Origin of the sequence: Micromonospora sp. Mcm103, assembly GCF_024519755.1 — a bacterium.
GTDB classification, from domain to species: domain Bacteria; phylum Actinomycetota; class Actinomycetes; order Mycobacteriales; family Micromonosporaceae; genus Micromonospora; species Micromonospora aurantiaca.
The window spans coordinates 267123-283790 of the sequence record NZ_JALJRJ010000001.1 but is presented as its reverse complement, the minus strand read 5'-3'; the positions used below and the strand labels follow the sequence as shown (position 1 = coordinate 283790).

17 protein-coding genes are annotated in these 16668 nt (G+C 74.9%); 6 read left to right on the top strand and 11 right to left on the bottom strand.

The genetic code is table 11. The features are described from left to right. Positions 1-12 precede the first annotated feature (12 nt). From OC439_RS01360 to OC439_RS01335, 6 genes are all read left to right on the top strand, one after another. Positions 13-993 (top strand): carbohydrate ABC transporter permease, encoded by a 981-nt coding sequence (locus OC439_RS01360; RefSeq protein WP_262011788.1) that lies wholly within the window; start codon positions 13-15, stop codon positions 991-993. Then, positions 990-1856, top strand: coding sequence for a carbohydrate ABC transporter permease (locus tag OC439_RS01355; RefSeq protein WP_262011787.1), 867 nt, complete (start codon positions 990-992; stop codon positions 1854-1856). Before OC439_RS01360 ends, OC439_RS01355 begins: the two co-directional genes overlap by 4 nt. Then, the gene (locus tag OC439_RS01350; RefSeq protein WP_262011786.1) at positions 1853-2497 is read left to right on the top strand and encodes a hypothetical protein; all 645 of its coding nucleotides are present in this window, start codon (positions 1853-1855) and stop codon (positions 2495-2497) included. The genes OC439_RS01355 and OC439_RS01350 overlap by 4 nt, the downstream gene beginning before the upstream one ends. Further along, entirely contained in the window at positions 2494-3339 is an 846-nt protein-coding gene (locus OC439_RS01345; RefSeq protein ID WP_262011785.1) for a PmoA family protein, read from the top strand. Before OC439_RS01350 ends, OC439_RS01345 begins: the two co-directional genes overlap by 4 nt. 65 nt (positions 3340-3404) lie before the next feature. Next, positions 3405-4367 carry a sugar kinase gene (locus tag OC439_RS01340; RefSeq protein WP_262011784.1) on the top strand — a complete coding sequence of 321 codons (963 nt, stop codon included), beginning with the start codon at positions 3405-3407 and terminating at the stop codon, positions 4365-4367. Beyond that, positions 4364-4978 carry a bifunctional 4-hydroxy-2-oxoglutarate aldolase/2-dehydro-3-deoxy-phosphogluconate aldolase gene (locus OC439_RS01335; protein WP_262011783.1) on the top strand — a complete coding sequence of 205 codons (615 nt, stop codon included), beginning with the start codon at positions 4364-4366 and terminating at the stop codon, positions 4976-4978. The genes OC439_RS01340 and OC439_RS01335 overlap by 4 nt, the downstream gene beginning before the upstream one ends. Here the strand turns inward: OC439_RS01335 and OC439_RS01330 are convergent. The 11 genes from OC439_RS01330 to OC439_RS01280 form a co-directional block, all read right to left on the bottom strand. Then, a complete protein-coding gene (locus OC439_RS01330) occupies positions 4971-5735 on the bottom strand; it encodes a hypothetical protein (protein ID WP_262011782.1) in 765 nt (254 codons plus the stop codon). The two genes, OC439_RS01335 and OC439_RS01330, sit on opposite strands and share 8 nt — an antisense overlap. Positions 5736-5753: 18 nt before the next feature. Continuing rightward, positions 5754-6230 (bottom strand): hypothetical protein, encoded by a 477-nt coding sequence (locus tag OC439_RS01325; protein ID WP_262011781.1) that lies wholly within the window; start codon positions 6228-6230, stop codon positions 5754-5756. Continuing rightward, a complete protein-coding gene (locus tag OC439_RS01320) occupies positions 6227-7147 on the bottom strand; it encodes a hypothetical protein (protein WP_262011780.1) in 921 nt (306 codons plus the stop codon). Before OC439_RS01320 ends, OC439_RS01325 begins: the two co-directional genes overlap by 4 nt. After that, a complete protein-coding gene (locus OC439_RS01315; RefSeq protein ID WP_262011779.1) occupies positions 7144-7773 on the bottom strand; it encodes a phage tail protein in 630 nt (209 codons plus the stop codon). Before OC439_RS01315 ends, OC439_RS01320 begins: the two co-directional genes overlap by 4 nt. Continuing rightward, complete coding sequence (locus OC439_RS01310; RefSeq protein WP_262011778.1) at positions 7754-10378, bottom strand: baseplate J/gp47 family protein; 2625 nt, start codon at positions 10376-10378, stop codon at positions 7754-7756. Before OC439_RS01310 ends, OC439_RS01315 begins: the two co-directional genes overlap by 20 nt. Further along, positions 10375-10815: a GPW/gp25 family protein gene (locus tag OC439_RS01305; protein ID WP_262011777.1), complete on the bottom strand. Its 441-nt coding sequence runs from the start codon at positions 10813-10815 to the stop codon at positions 10375-10377. The genes OC439_RS01310 and OC439_RS01305 overlap by 4 nt, the downstream gene beginning before the upstream one ends. Then, the gene (locus OC439_RS01300) at positions 10812-11150 is read right to left on the bottom strand and encodes a hypothetical protein (protein WP_262011776.1); all 339 of its coding nucleotides are present in this window, start codon (positions 11148-11150) and stop codon (positions 10812-10814) included. The genes OC439_RS01305 and OC439_RS01300 overlap by 4 nt, the downstream gene beginning before the upstream one ends. Further along, positions 11150-12721 (bottom strand): phage baseplate assembly protein V, encoded by a 1572-nt coding sequence (locus OC439_RS01295; protein ID WP_262011775.1) that lies wholly within the window; start codon positions 12719-12721, stop codon positions 11150-11152. The genes OC439_RS01300 and OC439_RS01295 overlap by 1 nt, the downstream gene beginning before the upstream one ends. Positions 12722-12770: 49 nt before the next feature. Next, positions 12771-13529, bottom strand: a complete 759-nt coding sequence (locus tag OC439_RS01290; RefSeq protein ID WP_262011774.1) for a hypothetical protein — start codon at positions 13527-13529, stop codon at positions 12771-12773. Positions 13530-14927: 1398 nt separating this feature from the next. Then, entirely contained in the window at positions 14928-15410 is a 483-nt protein-coding gene (locus tag OC439_RS01285) for a phage tail protein (RefSeq protein ID WP_013286679.1), read from the bottom strand. Position 15411: 1 nt separating this feature from the next. Continuing rightward, positions 15412-16668 carry a phage tail sheath family protein gene (locus OC439_RS01280; RefSeq protein WP_262011773.1) on the bottom strand — a complete coding sequence of 419 codons (1257 nt, stop codon included), beginning with the start codon at positions 16666-16668 and terminating at the stop codon, positions 15412-15414.

Here is a 16668-nt window from a genome sequence, read left to right as displayed (position 1 = left end):
AGGACCGGTCCCGTGGCTCTCACCACGGCGCCCGGCCGGACCCCGCGTACCGGACCGGCCGGCCCCCGCCCCACGCGGCGCGGGGCCGGCCGGGCCCGGCTCGGCGAGGGTCTGGCGGGGTACGTCTTCCTCTCGCCCTGGCTCATCGGACTGATGGGCGTCACGGCGATCCCCATGCTGCTGTCGCTCTGGCTGAGCTTCACCGACTACGACATCCTCACGCCGCTGTCCGAGGTGCGGTGGGTGGGGCTGGCCAACTACGAGCGGATGTTCACCGCCGACCCGTCGTACTGGCACGCGGTCCGGGTCACGCTGACGTTCGCGCTGATCGCGGTGCCGCTGAAGCTGGCCGCCGCGCTCGGCGTGGCGCTGCTGCTCAACCGGGCCTGGCGCGGCGTCGGGCTGTTCCGCAGCCTGTTCTACCTGCCGTCGCTGCTCGGCGGCAGCGTCGCGCTGGCGATCGTCTGGGTAAACATGTTCAACCGGGACGGCGCGTTCAACTCGTTCCTCGCCCTGTTCGGCGTCGAGGGGCTGCCCTGGGTCAGCGACCCGGACTGGGCGCTGGAGACACTGATGGTGCTGGCGATCTGGCAGTTCGGCGCACCCATGGTGATCTTCCTGGCCGGGCTCAAGCAGGTGCCCACCGAGCTGTACGAGGCGGCGGCGGTGGACGGCGCCGGGGCGTGGCGGCGCTTCCGCGCGGTCACCCTGCCCATGCTCTCCCCGGTGATCTTCTTCAACCTGGTGCTGGAGACCATCAACGGCTTCCAGGGCTTCACCGCCGCGTTCGTGCTCAGCAACGGCACCGGCGGCCCTGTCGACTCCACCCTGATGTACACGCTGAAGCTCTACATCTCCGGCTTCACCGACCTGGAGATGGGCTACGCGTCGGCGATGGCGTGGGTGTTCCTGGTGGCGATCGGCGTTATCACCGCCGTCTTCTTCAGCACCGGCCGGTTCTGGGTGCACTACTCGGACGGAGACGACTCATGACGGCGCTCGCTGCCACCCGCCGGCCTCGCAGCGGCCGCAACGTGCTGCGGCTGGTCGTGCTCGTGGCGATCGTCGCGGTGGTGCTCTACCCGCTGTTCTGGATGCTCGGCACGTCGGTCAAGTCGCAGGCCGAGATCGTCAACAACGTCGGCCTGCTGCCGGAGGAGTTCACCCCCGGCAACTACGTCGACGGCTGGACCAACTTCGACATCAGCTTCGGCCGGTTCTTCCTCAACAGCGCAGTGGTCAGCGGGCTCACCGTCGTCGGCAACGCGCTGTCCTGCCTGCTCGCCGCCTACGCCCTGGGCCGGCTGCGGTTCCGGCTGCGCAAGCTGTGGTTCACCGTCATGATCGGGACGCTGCTGCTGCCCGGGCACGTGCTGATCGTGCCGCAGTACATCCTGTTCCGCAGCCTCGGCCTGGTCGGCGGCGACTGGCCGTACCTGCCGCTGCTGGTGCCGCAGTTCCTGGCCACCGAGGCGTTCTTCGTCTTCCTCATGGTGCAGTTCATGCGCGGCATCCCGCGCGAACTGGACGAGGCGGCCACCATCGACGGCGCGTCCCCGTACGGCGTGTTCCGGCACGTCATCCTGCCGCTGAGCCGCCCGGCGCTGGTCACCACCGCGATCTTCTCGTTCATCTGGACCTGGAACGACTTCTTCCGCCAACTGGTGTTCCTGTCCAGCCTGGACGACTACACGGTGCCGGTGGCGCTGACGCTGTTCATCGACTCGACCAGCCAGAGCGCCGTCGGCCCGATGTTCGCCATGTCGGTGCTGTCCCTGCTGCCGGTGTTCCTGTTCTTCCTGGCCTTCCAGCGGATGCTCGTCGAGGGCATCAACACCAGCGGGTTGAAGGGATGACCGCCGTGCCTGCCCCCACCGACGCCGCACCCGTCCACCCCGCGCCGGCCCGGGCCGACTGGCGGGACACGCTGCGCGAGGCGACCGACCTGGCGCTGCTCGGCTTCGCCGTCGCGCTCGCCGCGCTGCCGGTGCTCACGCTCGCCCCGGCGGTCGCCACCGCCGGTGCCGCGCTGCACGACAGGTCGGTCACCGGTGCCTGGCCCGACGCGCGGACCAGCCTGGCCCGCTTCGGCCGCGCGCTGCCCGCCGGGCTCGCGGTCAGCGCCGTCGCCCTGGCCGCCGCCGCGCTGCTCGCCGCCGACCTGCTCGCGCTCACCACCGGCCGGGTACCAGGCGGCGGGCCCGCGCTCGCGCTCACCGCCGTCGTGGTGGCGGTCCTGCTCGGGTACGCGGGCCTGGTCGCCGTGGCGGTCGGACGCACCGGTGGCCGGGGCTGGCGGGCCGCAGCCCGCCGGGTGGCGCGTTCCTGCCCGGAGCGTCCCGGTGTGTGGGCCGCCGCCTCCGGCGTCTGCGCGCTCGCCGTGGTGCTGGGTGTGCTGGTCACGCCGGTCGCGGTGCCGATCCTCGGCGGGTACACGCTCGCGGCGCTGCACGCGCTGGACGCCCGCCGCCCGGTCCCCGCCCCGGAGCCGTCGTGACCGCCGAACCTCGGCTGGTCGTGGACGGCGTCGAGGTGGCCCGGTATCTGGTCCGGCCGGACCTGGATCCCCGCCACGGCCCTCGGCCGTACCTGCATCCGGTGCGGACCCGGGCCGGCACCCCGGTCACCGACGCGCTCCCGGCCGACCACGTCTGGCACCTCGGGGCGTCACTTGCGGTGCAGGACGTCGACGGCGTCAACCTGTGGGGCGGCCGGACGTACGTGCGCGGCACCGGCTACACCTGGCGCGACGACCACGGCGTCATCGCGCACACCGGCTGGCGGGAGCGGACCGCCGACCGGCTCGACCACGACCTGGAGTGGCGGGACCGGCGCGGCCGGGTGCTGCTGCGCGAGCACCGGCGGATCACCGCCACCCCGGCCGGGCCGGACGCCTGGTGGCTGGACCTGTCCGCCACGCTCACCTCCGCCACCGGCGCCGACGTGCGCCTGGGCAGCCCGGCCACGAACGGCCGTCCGGGCGGCGCCGGTTACGGCGGCTTCTTCTGGCGTGCCGTGGCCGACGGTGAACCGCGCGTCCGCACCGCCGACGCCATCGGTGAGGGCGACGTGAACGGCTCGGCCGCGCCCTGGCTGGCGCTGTCGGCCACCGCGCCCGGCGGCGGCGCGTACACGCTGGTGTTCACCGGTCTGGGGCCTGGTGACAGGTGGTTCGTACGTACCGCCATGTACCCGGGCGTCTGCGTCGCGTACGCGTTCGACAGCCCGGCGGTGGTCGCGGCCGGGCGGCAGCGGCACAACCGGCACCGCGTGCTGGTCGCCGACGGCCGCCTCGATCCGGCCGACGTGTCGGCCCGAGTCGAGGCGGTTCTCCGGTGAGCGGGCCGATTGGTGCCGCTGTCGCGGACGGAGGCGGCGCCGGGAGCGGGCCGGAGGTGGTCTGCGTGGGCGAGACGATGGTGGTGCTCGCCCCTGACGACGGCGCGTCGCTGGAGCACGCCGCGCGGCTGACCGTCGGCGTCGGCGGTGCGGAATCAAACGTGGCGGCCGGGCTGGCCCGGCTCGGGCACCGCGCGGCGTGGGTCAGCCGGGTCGGCGACGACCCGTTCGGGCGGCGGGTGGTGGCCGAGGTCGCCGCCGCGGGCGTGGACGTCAGCCTGGTCACCGTGGATCCGGTCGCGCCGACCGGGCTCTACCTGAAGGATCCGGGGCCGGACGGCACCCGCGTGCACTACCACCGCGCCGGGTCGGCCGCGAGCCGCCTCGGCGCCGCCGACCTCGCGCGTCCCGGGCCGGCCGGGGCACGCCTGCTGCACCTGTCCGGGATCACCGCCGCGCTCTCCGGCACCTGCCGTGACCTGCTCGTGTCGGCGCTGGACGGGCGGGCGCTGCCGGGTGCCCGGGTCAGCTTCGACGTGAACCACCGGCCGGCGCTCTGGCCCGCCGACCGGGCCGCCCCGGTGCTGCGTGACCTGGCCGACCGTGCCGACGTGGTGCTGGTCGGGCTGGACGAGGCGGCGGTGCTCTGGTCGGCGGACGATCCGGCCGCGGTCCGTGCGCTGCTGCCGGGCCCGGAACTGGTGGTGGTGAAGGACGGGCCGGTCGGCGCGACGGCGCTGCCGCGTACCGGGAAGGCGGTGTTCGTGTCGGCGCTGCCGGTGGACGTGGTCGAGCCGGTCGGCGCCGGGGACGCGTTCGCCGCCGGGTTCCTCTCCGGACTGCTGCGTGACCTCGACCTGCGAGCCTGCCTGCGGCTGGGGCACCTGACCGCCGCGCCGGTGCTGGCCGTGCCGGGCGACACCGCGCCGCCACCGGATCCGGAGACGATCGCGCGGGCGCTGGCGCTGCCGGACGAGGCGTGGCCTGAGGATGCGCGAGCGCGGGTCAGGGGAGGGAGCGACGGATGAGCGGACACGACTTCGAGGCCCTGTTCGGCGAGGCGCGGGTGATGGTGATCCTGCGCGACCTGCCGCCCGGTGAGACGGTCCGGCTGGCGGAACTGGCCTGGGATCTCGGCATCGCCGTGGTGGAGGTGCCCATCCGTACCCCGGAAGCGGTGCTGGCGCTGCGCGCCGCCGTGACGGCCGGACGGCGGCGGGACCGGATCGTGGGCGCGGGCACCGTGCGTACCCCGGCGCAGGTCCACGACGCGGTGGCCGCCGGGGCGGCGTTCACAGTGGCGCCGGGCCTGGACCTGGCGGTGGCCGACGCGGCGGCCGGTCTCGGCGTGCCGCACCTGCCCGGCGTCGCCACCCCGACCGAGGCGCAGCGGGCACTCGACCACGGCCTGGTGTGGCTCAAGGCGTTCCCGGCGGTCAGCCTCGGCCCGGCCTGGTTCCGGGCGGTCGCCGGGCCGCTGCCGGAGGCCCGCTTCGTCGCCACCGGCGGCGTCGACGCCGGCAACGCGGGTGACTTCCTCGCCGCCGGGGCGCGCGTGGTGGCGGTCGGATCGGCGCTGACCGACCCGGAGCAGCTGCCGCGCCTGGCCACGCTCGCCGCCGGCGGCGCCATCAAGTGACGGTACGGCCGGACGTGGTGGCGGTGGTCCGGACCGCCTTCACGATCGCCGGGATCGACCCGATCAGCAGCACCAGCGCCCAGATCAGCGCCACCACGGCGAACACCACGGCGCCCAGGTCGTCGAGGATGCTGACCAGGATCACCGGCAGCAGGCCGTGCAGGAACTGCAACACCACAGTGCACAGCAGCGTGGTCAGCGCCAGCGCGACGAGGCCCTTGTTGCGCAGGAACCGGGGCTGGGCGGCGAGCAGCAGCGCGACCCAGACCAGTTTGAGCAGCAGCGCCAGCCCGAGCAGCACCGCCGCGTCGCCGACCGGGAAGAACCCCCACACCGCGAGGTACGCCAGGGTGCCGAACGGCGGGGCCAGGAACAGCGAGACCATCACCGTCAGCTCGACGAACGCGACGATCAGCAGGACCAGCGACACCAGCAGCAGCACGATCGAGAAGACGAGCGTGGCCACGCCCTGCACCCGGCCCTGCATCCGGTCCGGCAGCACCAGGCTCAGGCAGAACAGCCCGGTCGTCCAGAGCGCCACCACGTCGATCAGCGCCAGGTAGCCGATGCCCCGCCCGGACGGTTCGGACACCGCGCCGACGTCGCCCAGCTCGACGCCGAGCCGGCCGGCGCTGTCCCGCAGCGCGCCGCTCGCGTCGCCACCGCCGGTCAGCGCCGCCGCGCCCAGCTCCACGCCGACCACCAGCGCCACCGCGAGCAGGGCCAGCAGCAGGAACGGCTTGCGCAACTCACCCATGCCGCGTCTCCGTCCCGGTCAGGACCGGGCCAGCGTGACCGAACATCCGCCACCTCCCGGACAGCGCAGGAGCACCTCGGTCTCCCGGTCCACCGCCACCTTCGCCACCGCCGGGCCGTCCGCGTCCGGGGCGACCTCGTCGGTGACTGTGACGTCCGCGTCGCCGGGTGCGCGGGCTGTCACCTCGAACGGCGTCGTCCCGCGCAGCACGAGCGTGCGCAGCGCGCCCGGATCGGCCACCCGTAGCCGGCACACCGCCCCGAACGCGAGCGTCACCCCGTCGGCGGTGGTGGCCGGTTCGGCGGCCGGCGGCAGGCAGGTCACCGCCACCGTCGCCGGGTCCACCGTCCCGGAGCCGCGTCCCAGCCGGGCCAGCGCGCCCGGCCCGGCCGCCGGGTCGCCCCTGTCGTCGCGGCGCCCGGCCACCGCCACCACGTACAGCGCCACCAGCAGCACGGCCACCGCCACCAGCAGCACCTTCTGCTTGGTCGTCATGGCCGGACGACGGGCGTGAAGCGGATCTCGTCCACCCCCGCGAAGTACCTGTCGGTGCCCTGCGTCTTGCTCACCGCCACGAGCGTCAGCTTGTGCGGCCCGCGGGTCAGCTCCACCGTGCCCACGTCCACCTCGTCGGTGCGGACCACCGTCGGGCTGAACCCGAAGAACGTGTCCCCGACCTGCCGGCCGTCGACCAGCCAGATCGTGTTCGCGTAGTCGAACGAGGTGGTGCGCACTGTGGAGAACCGCCAGGTGCCGTCGGCCGGCACGTTCACCTGCACCGTCACCCGGTCGCCCACGCCCCGGCCCAGGAAGAACAGTTGTGCGTCGCCCGACCACACCACGTCGCAGCAGTTCTCCTGCGCCACCACCTCCGCCTTCGCGCCGGTGGTGGACTGCACCGCGGCACCGGAGACGAGCGTCTCCGCCTCCACCGTCACCGCGTCCGCGCGCGGCGGGGCCGGGGTGTCCGGGCCGCGGGTCACCAGCCAGGCCACCACCCCGGCCACGACCAGCACCAGCGCCGCGGCGGCCGCGATCCACGGCCACGGCGCGCGCTTCGGGGGTACGACGGCGCGCACGTCGTACGTGACCCGGCCACTCGAGCGGGAACTCTCCTCCGGTGCGGTGTTCGCCGAGTACGCGAACCCGGTCATGTCGTAGCGCCGGGGCGGCGTGCCGGGCGGTACGGCGAGCCGCACCAGGAACGACACCGACCCCTGCCCCGGCACCACCCGCTGCGGCTCGGCCACCGTGAACCAGGCCCGCTGGCTGCCCTCGCCGGGCGCCACGTCGAAGACGACGGTGTCCGGCGCGGTGCCCGGGTTCGACACGGTGAACGTCAGCTCACCGGCGTTGCGGGCATCAAGCGTGAACTGTTCGGCGGCGGCGACGACTGTCCATTCGGTGGTCATGACGGCTCCTCGGGCGGATCGTGGGGCAGGGGTGCGGGTACGTGGGCCCGGCCGACCGCGCGCACCGTCGCCACCCCGGCGACGGGCTCGGCGGCGTCCGGCTCGGGCTCCTCGGCGTCGAGCGGGGAGGCGAGCACCTCGACGGTGACCGCGGCCGGTTTCTCCGCCTCGACGATGCGGGTGACCAGCGCGAGCCGGTCGGCGGCGGCCGGTGGCACCCGCACCACCAGGTGGAACGGCCGGTCGGGCGGCTCGTCCAGCACGAACCCGGTCACGCCGGTGGCCAGTTCCAGCGCGGTCCGCATCCCGTACGGGGTGCCGCGCCACCGGGCCAGCAGCGCGCCGTGCGCCACCAGGTCCCGCAGCCGGCCCACCGGCAACGGCAGCGGCGCGTCGGCGCGGGGCGCGGCGACCACGTGGTCCATCGCCACCCAGCGGGTCAGGTACGCGACGAACCCGTCCGGCGTCCGGTACGGCCCGAACAGCGCGTCGACGTCGGCGAGCACCGCCTCGTCCGGGGCGTGCAGCGCCTCCATCACGTCCAGCAGCGCGCCCAGCACGCTGCCCGGGCCGGCGGCCCGCTGGTACGCGGCCGGCAGCAGCCGCTCAATCGCCGCTCGGCGCATCCTGCCGCACCACCTCGATGTCGTGCTCGCCGGAGCAGAGCAGCCAGGTGCCGGGGACGGTGACCACGTCGGCGGTGGCCTGGTTGGCGCTCGCCGTCCAGTCCTCGCCGTCGCCGCTGCGGAACACGCCGCGCTCGCCGCCCGCCAGCACCAGCCGCCCGGCGCCCGACGTGCCGGTGGGCGCGGTGGCGGCGATGGCGTCGACCGGGACGAACCGGGTCCGGTCCCGCAGCGGCAGGCCGCAGTTGACCATCACCGGCGACCACTGCGGCTGCCCGGCGAGCGTGTCGAGCCGGACCACGCCGCCGCTCTGCGTCGCGGCGAGCGCGAGCGGGCCGCTGAACGCCAGATCCCGGCAGGTGCCGCCGATCCAGCCTGACGCCATCGACTGCCACTTCACGTCCGACTCGAACAGCCGGGTTCGGTGGCAGCCCTGGCCGGGCTTCTTCGGGTCCGGCTCGCCCGCGCCGCACCACAGCAGCGTGGCCGGGCCGTCGTACTGCACGGCGAGCACCCGGTTGTCCACGTTGGCGAGGCCGACGTGGGCGAACGTGCCGGGCCGCCCGGCCGCGGTGGACAGGTAGACGCCGAATCCGGCCTGCGCGGCCACCGCGACCCCTGGTGCGCCGCGCTCGGAGACGAAGGCGCGCACCGCGTAGAAGCCCCGGTCGGCGTCGGCCGGGTCGACCAGGATCTGCAGCGGCACCGCGCCGGGTAGCAGCGGCACCTCGTACAGGCCGGTGTCGGTGGCCAGCAGCAGCGCGCCGGTGCCGTCCCGGTCGATCCAGGCCAGGTCGCGTACGCCGGAGTCGAGGTCGGTCAGCAGCGTCCACGTCTCACCCAGGTCGGTGCTCAGCCGGACCCGGGAGCCACCGGCGTCGCGGGCGGTCACCACCGCCACCGAGCCGGCCCGGGGGACGACGCCGGGGCGTACCGGGGCGGGCGCGGGGACCACCCGCACCACGGTCTCGTCGTCGAACCGGCCCGCCGGTTCCCAGCCGGCACCGGCGTTCGTGGAGCGGAACAGCACCTGGCCGCCGCCGGCGTACCAGGTGTCGGCCTGGTACTGGTCCACCGCCACGGTCCGCACCCGCGCGTCGGGTGCCTCGTCGACCACGAACCGCACCGACTCGACGTAGCGCACGCCCGGCTCGGCGTGCTCCAGCATCCGATACACGTTGGAGGCGCGTAGCGGCTCGCCGAACGCCCAGCCGGCCGGGTTCAGCGGCGTCGGCAGCGGGCTGAGCGTCTGGTGCAGCCGGTCGTGGATGCGGCGGCGCACCGCGTCCACGTCCTCCTCGCGGCGTACCACCACCCGCGCCTGGATGGACACCGCCTTGTAGCGGGCCCAGCCCGCGCGCACCGCCGTACCGAGGGCGCGGCGGCGTTCCAGGTCGGCCTCGACCCGGCGGCGGGCCTCCTCCACCTCGTGCTCGCGCAGCACCGCCACCGGCAGTCGTCCGCCGGGGCGGGCCGCCTCCGGCACGTACGGCACGAGCACCACCTCGACCTCGCCGGGCCGGGCGAAGCTGTAGACGGCGGCCCTGGTGAACGCCCGCGCCCGCGCCACCGCCCCGGAGCCGGTGGCGAGGATCTCGAAGTCCCGGGCGGTCACCGCGCGCTGCTGGGCGAAGAACTCGTACGGTCCGCGCGCCAGCACCGACTCCAGGGACTCCAGTTCCCGGCCGCCGGTGGCCGGTTCCGGGTTGTCCACTGTCACCCCGGGCAGCGGGTCGCGCAGGCTGGTCAGCACACCCGCCGCCACGTTGCCGGCGGGTCCGCCGCCGCAGCGGTACCAGAGCCGCACCTGCCGCCCGGCCGGCGGCACCGCCGCCACCGTGGTCGCCCCGGCCGCCCCCTCGACGGCCGGGGCGGCTCCGGTGTCCGGGCGCAGGTCCAGCGCCGGGGCGAACGTGACCACCCCGGAGGCCCGGTCCACCAGGTAGACCTTCGCCTGCGCCCCGACCCCGGCGAAGCTGTCCACCGGCCGCCAGATCTCGTACGTGCGCCCCTCGTGCTCCCGGGCCGCCGCGCCCAGCTCCACCGAACCGGCCGGCACCTCCACGCCGAGCAGCAGGTCCAGCGCCTCGGTGGTACGGGTCAGCGGCGCGCGGGCGGCCCGGAACACCTGACCGGCCTGCCCGGTGCCGGTGCCGAGCAGCTCCGCCTCGACCGGCTCGCAGTGGTGCACGCGTACCGTCGCCGTGGTCTCCCCGGCGGGCAGCACCGCCGGTTCGGTGGTCACGAAGACGACCGGCCGGGGGTCCGCGCCGCGGGCCGCGGCGACGCGGGTGCCGGCCGGCACCCGCACCGGGCCGCGGTCCGGGCCGGTGCGGGTCAGCCGCACGTCCGCCCAGGCCGCCGCCGGCGGGTGCCGGGTGACGCCGAGCAGGTTCAGGAACGCGACGTACGCCTTCTCCGGCAACTGGTTCAGCCGGTAGATCATCACCTCGGTCAGGTAGGCGAACGCCTCCACCAGCGCCATGCCCGGGTCGTGCGCGGACAGGTCGGTCCAGTCCGGGCAGGACCGGGCGATGCGTTCCCGCGCCTCGGTGACCAGGTCGAGGAAGGCGCGGTCGTCCAGGTGCGGCACCGGCAGCGTCATGGCGTGCCCTCCTCGTCTCCGGTCTCCTCGTCGGCGGGCAGCAGGTCCACGGAGAACACCAGGTGGCCGGGGGAAAGGCTGGCCCGCACCCGGTAGTCCAGCCGGATCACCAGGCGCCACGGGTCGTCCGGGTCTCCACCGGCGTCCACGTCGAGCACCTCGACCCGGGGCTCCCAGCGCCGGATCGCCTGCCGCACGTAGTGGATCGCCAGCCCGGCCGTGGTGTCGTCGTTCGGCGCGAAGACGAGCCGGTGCAGCCGCGACCCGTACCCGGGACGCATCAGCCGTTCCCCGGGCGTGGTGGACAGCAGCAGGTACAGCGCCTGGCGTACCGTCTCGTCGCCGTCGGTCATGGCGAGCCCGCCGGCGGCGGTGAGCGCGAGACCACCGGCGCGGCCGGCGTCGAAGCCGGCGCCGACGAAGCGGAAGGCCCTCATGCGTCCGCCCCCAGGAAACCCTGCCGCACGTCGCGGACCTGGTGGTGCACGGTGCCCGGCGGGGTGCCGTCGGTCAGGCCGTCCAGGTGCGACAGCACCACCGGCTGCCGGTCCACCCGCACCCACGTGCTGTAACCCACAGTCACGGTCAGCGTGTGCAGGCACGGTTTGATCGTCGGGCCGTAGTTCGGGCAGGCGGTGATGTCGCGCCCCTCCGGGTCGGGTCGCACCAGCACGGGCACGGCCTGGACGGTGACCCAGTCCTGGGACGGGCGGTTGCTCACCCGCCCGTCGTGTCCGCAGGTGATCAGCGAGTCGCGGTGGATCCAGCGCATCAGCCACCTCCGGCGGAACGGGCGAGCGTACGGGCCTGCGCGGCGGCGGTCTCGGCGTCCTCGGCCGCCGGGGCGTGCAGGAAGTCGACGGTGCGGCCGCGCACCACGACGGCCCGGCCGGGCGCGGACAGCACCAGGTCACCGGCGGCGTGCACGGTGGTCAGCTCGGGACGCAGCTCGACGAAGCTGCCCGCGTCGGTGGCCAGCCGCAGCGTGCGCCCGTCGTCGTCGATCACTATCGACTGGCCGGTGCCGGTCCGCATCGACCAGCGGCGCGAGCGCCCGGAGACGATCCCCGCGTCGTACGGCTCGACCGCGCCGAACAGCGAACCGAGCACCACGCCCGAGGCGGGTTCGCCGCCGGGCAGCGCCACGAGCACGGTGTCGTCCGGGTCGGGCAGCGCGACGATTCCCTTGCCCCGGCCCGCGCCCGGGCAGAGCACCGCGAGCCAGCCGGCGTCCAGATCGCCGTACGCCGGGAGCGTCACCCGGGCCCGGCCCAGCCCGTCCGGGTCGTCGATGTCGGTGACGGTGCCGAGCGTGACTGTGGCCGCCGGGGGCGCGGCCGACGGCGGCGGGCCGGGCGGCGCCGTGGAGAACCGGGTCAGGTGCCCGTCCGCGTCCACCGTGTGCACCACCTCGGTGAGCACGTACACCCCGGCGACCGGCTCCGGGACGCCGGCCAGGGCGATCCGCCGGCCCGGCCGCAGCGCCGGGTCGCCCTCCGCGGTGCCCTCGGCGGTGACCAGCGCCGCCACCCGGGCGTCCAGCCCGGCCTGGGCCAGCGCGGCCAGCTCGTCGTCGCTGCGGCCGGGCTGGTCCACAGCGGTACGCACACCGTCCGCGCCCACGTCGCCCGGGTCCGGGCGCAGCGGGATGCGCCGCCCGCTGCGTGCCTCGCCCGCCCGCTGGCCCAACGGCTCCGCGCGTTGCGGATGCCAGCCGAGGACGGCGCACTCCGCGCCGGCCCGGTCCAGGTTCTCGGTGACCCGCAACGCGTGCACCGTCTCGCCGAGCGTCAACGGCAGCGGGTCCCCGTAGCCGTCCAGCGTGAACAGCCGCAACCGGTCCCCGTCCATGCCCAGATGCAGCCCGGCCCGGCCGGCCACCTCGCACAACAGGTCCAGGTCGGTGTGCCGGTGCTGGAGCAGCCGGTCCAGGCGCGGCCCGTCCTCCTCGGCCGTCACGCTCAACCCCAGCCCGGCACACAGCTCACCGGCCAGTTCGGCGGCCGTCACCGACTCGAACACCCGCAGCTCCTGCCGTTTGCGCAGCCGGTGCAGCGGGTCGTACGCCCGGATCCGGGCCAGCGCGGCACCGTCACCGGCGTACTCCCGCTCGACTGCTGTCACCTCGCCGGTGAACAGCGCCTCCGCCTGCCCGTCGAGGCGCACGTCGACTGTGGCGCCGGGGCGTACCGGCGGGTCGAGCGGGACTGCGCCGGGAGCGGCGGTGAGCGTCAGCTCGCACTGCGCGGGCCGGTCCAGGCGGGCGGCGACGCGGATGCCGCGCAGCCGGGCCGGGTCGGCCAGCGGCCGGCCGTCCACAGTCACGAGGGCGGCCCGGCTCACGGCGTGCTCCCGACGGCCGCTCGCCGCGCCGGGCTGGTCGCGTGGCGGGTCACGGCGTGCCTCCCGTGGTGACGGCATCCGGCGGGGACGCGGCGGCGCCGACCGGCGGAACGGCGAGCGCGGTGCCGGCCGGCACGGTCAGCGGGTCGGTGATCCGGTTGTGCTCGGCGAGCAGCCGCCAGCGCAGCGGCGAGCCCAGCGCGTCGTGGGCGAGCAGGTCGAAGCGCACCCCGGACCAGCCCGGCTCGGCCGCGCCGTCGGCGGCGGCGACCACCGCCGAACCGGGCGCGACGGCGGGCGTGCTCGCGGCGGCCAGTTCCTCCTCGAACCCGGCGCGCGCCGCCTCCGCGCCCTCCGCGACGCGGACCAGCTTCAACCGCAGCCAGGACCGCCGGGGCGTCCCGGTGAGGGTGAACGCGTCGAACCGTTCGGCGATCGCCGTGATCACACCGGGGACGTTCCAGGTCTTGCCCCAGACCAGGCGGACCAGCGGCGGGCGCAGCCAGCCGTGCTCGACCGCCGAGTTCTCGGCCAGCATCCACAGCGGCCGCGTCAGCGCGCGGACGTCCTCCGGCCGGGCCGGGGACTCCACGAAGTCGACGTCGAAGAGCAGGTCCAGGACCAGTTCGGTACGTCCGCCGCCGGTGAAGACGAGCGGGTCGTCGGCCAGTCCGGCGCCGATGAGCGGCCCGTCCGGCCCGCCGCGCGGGCGTACCCCGGCCAGCCGGGTCACCTGCACGGTCTCCGGGTTGAGCAGGCAGTCCACGCGGGTACCGGACTCGTCCACGAGGAAGGCGACGCGCTCCATCAGTCACCCGCCTGTTCCCGGTCCAGCCGGGCCGTGTCACCCCACGGCGTGGTCCGTGTCGGAAGCCACGCCGGTTCGGCCGGGAGCACCGGCCAAGGGTCCGCGTGTGCTCCGCCGTCGGTCGCCCGGGCCGCGCCGGCCGGGCTCGTCGTCCGGGCCGGGCCGGCGTCGTCCGGCAGGACCGGCCACGGGTTGCCGGACGGGGGTCGCGTGGGTCGCTGCCACTGTCGCGTCCGGAACTCGTCGCCGGTGGCCGGGTCGTGTCCGTTCGGGTACGGCGAATGCGCGGCCGGGTAGTGGTCGACGGCTCCGCCGCGACCGTCAGCCGGCCCGGTTCGGCCGCGGCCACTCACGGGCCCGTGTCCGTCGTGACCGTTCGCCGGCCCGGCCCGGTCCTCCCTAGTGCGTGCGGCCGGTCCCTGCGACGACGGTGGCGCAGCCGCGAAGACGAGCGGGAGCACATCCCCTCGATCGGGCGAGAGGTCCGCCCCGGCGTCGTCATCCCGGTGCCGTGCCCGGCCTCGGCGGACCTGTGCGAGGTTCCGGAGCGCGTCCGCCCGACCCGGGCTGCGACCGGGCCATCGCTTCGGGGCTGACGGCTGGGCCGGGTCGCCGGACGCGACGCGGCCTCGCGATCCGATCGCGTCACGGCTGCCGTCCGGGCCGGTGCGCCGGTCAGCGCTGGTGGGCGCGCTGGTACCGATGCCGGCGGAACTGTCGGTGTCGTTGAACCTGTCGGTGCCGTTGCGATCGCTGCTGCCGGTGCCTGCCCCTGTTGCTCGTCCGGTGTCGGCGGTCGCTGTGAAGCTGGTGCTGGTGCTGGTGCTGGTGCTGGTGGCCGGGGTGCCGTGGGTGCCTGAACTGCCGAGGGCGTCCCGCGACCCGGATCGATCGGCGACGCACCCCGATCCGGCTGGGCCGGGTGACGTTACGCATTCGCATGCCGGAGCGTCCTCACGTGACCCGGCGCCGCCCGGGCGTACCACGTCGTGCGAGCGGCACCGAGCGTCCACCGCTGGCGGGAACGTCTCCGCCCCCGCCGTGTCCTCCCCACCAACCGAGATCCCCGTCCCACTCTCCAAGACCTGCAGAAGATCTTGGTAGGAAACGGCCCCTATGGGGGCCCTTTCGTACCAAGATCTCGACGGGCCGTTGCGGGATCCGGCAATTCCGTCGATTACACGTGCCATCCAGTTCCGCCACCGCCCCCTCCGGCGCCCTTCGACGGAGCGCGGGGGAGGAGCGGAGGGGGGAAGGTCGCGCAGCAGGCCGGGGGCGTGCGCCGCCACCAGCAGCCGCCAGTGCTCGGGCGGCTGTCCGGGGGAGAATGGCGCGTCCTCGGCCGGGGCCGGTCCGGACAGGCGATCCGCGGCGGCCCGCAGCGCGCGGGCCAGCCGGTCACGCGGTCGCCGGGGCGGCGGCACCGCCGGCCTCCAGCTCCAGGCCCTCGTACGCCAGGGTCAGCGCCTCGATGGCGATCTCCTGCGACAGCGTGTTCAGGTGCGCGCCCCGCCACCGGGTCGGCCACGCGTTGATCATGTTCCAGCGCAGCACCTCGGCGGTGCCGGCCGGGTCGAGCAGCACCACCGACACGTTGCGCCGGTTGACGGTGCCCTTCGCCGCCGCGTTCACCCAGTCCCACAGCTCCCGCGAGCTGGTCAGGCCGAAGTGGAGGGTGACCGGGGCGTACTCGACCTGGCCGGGCACGGCCCGGATGCGTTCGTTGCCCGCCTCCCGGTACGACAGCGCCGGTATCGCCACCTCGAAGCCGCTGACCTCGGTGAAGTGCCCGTTGGTGATGCCGTTGATCAGCAGCTTGAAGTGGTAGGCCCGGTACGGGTCGACGGGTGCGCCCGGCTGCGGCGTCGCAGTGGTGGGCATGTCAGCCTCCGATCGTCTCGGTCTCGGTGCCGCCGGCCCACTGGCTCAGCTTGAACACCACGAACTCCGCGGGCTTGACCACGGCTATGCCGATGTGCGCCACCACCATCCCGGCGTCGCGGACGTCGGCCGGGTTGGTCTCCTCGTCGCACTTCACGAAGAACGCCTCCTCGGGCGTACGGCCGAGCAGCGCGCCGTCGCGCCACACCCGGGTGAGGAACGCCCCGATGTCGCGGCGGATCGAGCGCCACAGCGTGAAGTCGTTCGGCTCGAACACCATCCACCGGGTGCCGCCCGCGATGGCCTGCTCGATGGAGATGGACAGCCGCCGCACGTTCAGGTAGCGCCACTCGCTGGCTTCGGCGGCGAGCGTACGGGCACCCCACAGCCGGATGCCCTCCCCGGCGAAGAACCGGATCACGTTGACGCCCTTGGGGTTGAGCACGTCGTGCTCCGGCCGGGTCACCCGGTACGCGAGGTCGACGGCCCCGCGTACCGGCTCGTTGGCCGGCGCCTTGTGCACGCCGCGCAGCGCGTCGGTGCGGGCCCAGATGCCGGCGACGTGGCCGCTCGGCGGGGGGAGCACGAGGTCGCCGCTGAGCGGGTCGCGGACCCGGATCCACGGGAAGTAGAAGGTGGCGAAGTCCGACTGCCGGGGCCGGTCGCCGCCGGTGCCGGGCGGTTCGCCGTCGCCGTCGCCCGGCGTACCCTCGGCGGGTTTGTCGGACGACGCGGCCGCGCCGGCGGACGCGGGCTTCGGCGGCTTGCCCGGCGTGGCGACGCGGGTGAGCCGCGAGACGTCGGTGACCTCCGGCGGCGGGTCGCAGATCGCGACCATGGTGCGCAGCCGCTCGGCCATGCTGATCAGGGCCTCGTGCGACACGGGGTCGTGGTAGCCGGGCGCGGCCAGGATGGAGATCTCGTCGATCGCCTCCAGCAGTTCCAGGCCGCCGCGCCGCCCGCCGGTGCCGGTGAGCCGGCCGCCCTCGCCGACGTTGACGACCCAGCAGCGGGTGCCGCCGTTGTCCAGGAAGCCGAACACGGCGCGGGCCAGCGGGGTGCTCTCCAGCTGCTCGCCGTCGGCGTACAGCCGCAGGAACTCGGTCCAGCTGTTCACCGCCAGCGCCTCGCCGACGTGGGCGCCGCGGTCGGGCGCGACCCCGACGAACGCGGCGGTACTCATGCCGACCGGCCCGATCGGGCGGGCCCCGCTGGGCACCTCCTCGACGTAGATGCCGGGGGAGAAGTAGGTGGGCAT

Coding starts and splice junctions, on each gene's coding strand:
- OC439_RS01325 (WP_262011781.1), bottom strand. CDS start 6,230: ATGACGACCAAGCAGAAGGTGCTGCTGGTGGCGGTGGCCGTGCTGCTG.
- OC439_RS01280 (WP_262011773.1), bottom strand. CDS start 16,668: ATGCCCACCTACTTCTCCCCCGGCATCTACGTCGAGGAGGTGCCCAGC.
- OC439_RS01335 (WP_262011783.1), top strand. CDS start 4,364: ATGAGCGGACACGACTTCGAGGCCCTGTTCGGCGAGGCGCGGGTGATG.
- OC439_RS01305 (WP_262011777.1), bottom strand. CDS start 10,815: ATGAGGGCCTTCCGCTTCGTCGGCGCCGGCTTCGACGCCGGCCGCGCC.
- OC439_RS01315 (WP_262011779.1), bottom strand. CDS start 7,773: ATGCGCCGAGCGGCGATTGAGCGGCTGCTGCCGGCCGCGTACCAGCGG.
- OC439_RS01320 (WP_262011780.1), bottom strand. CDS start 7,147: ATGACCACCGAATGGACAGTCGTCGCCGCCGCCGAACAGTTCACGCTT.
- OC439_RS01310 (WP_262011778.1), bottom strand. CDS start 10,378: ATGACGCTGCCGGTGCCGCACCTGGACGACCGCGCCTTCCTCGACCTG.
- OC439_RS01350 (WP_262011786.1), top strand. CDS start 1,853: ATGACCGCCGTGCCTGCCCCCACCGACGCCGCACCCGTCCACCCCGCG.
- OC439_RS01300 (WP_262011776.1), bottom strand. CDS start 11,150: ATGCGCTGGATCCACCGCGACTCGCTGATCACCTGCGGACACGACGGG.
- OC439_RS01355 (WP_262011787.1), top strand. CDS start 990: ATGACGGCGCTCGCTGCCACCCGCCGGCCTCGCAGCGGCCGCAACGTG.
- OC439_RS01285 (WP_013286679.1), bottom strand. CDS start 15,410: ATGCCCACCACTGCGACGCCGCAGCCGGGCGCACCCGTCGACCCGTAC.
- OC439_RS01330 (WP_262011782.1), bottom strand. CDS start 5,735: ATGGGTGAGTTGCGCAAGCCGTTCCTGCTGCTGGCCCTGCTCGCGGTG.
- OC439_RS01290 (WP_262011774.1), bottom strand. CDS start 13,529: ATGGAGCGCGTCGCCTTCCTCGTGGACGAGTCCGGTACCCGCGTGGAC.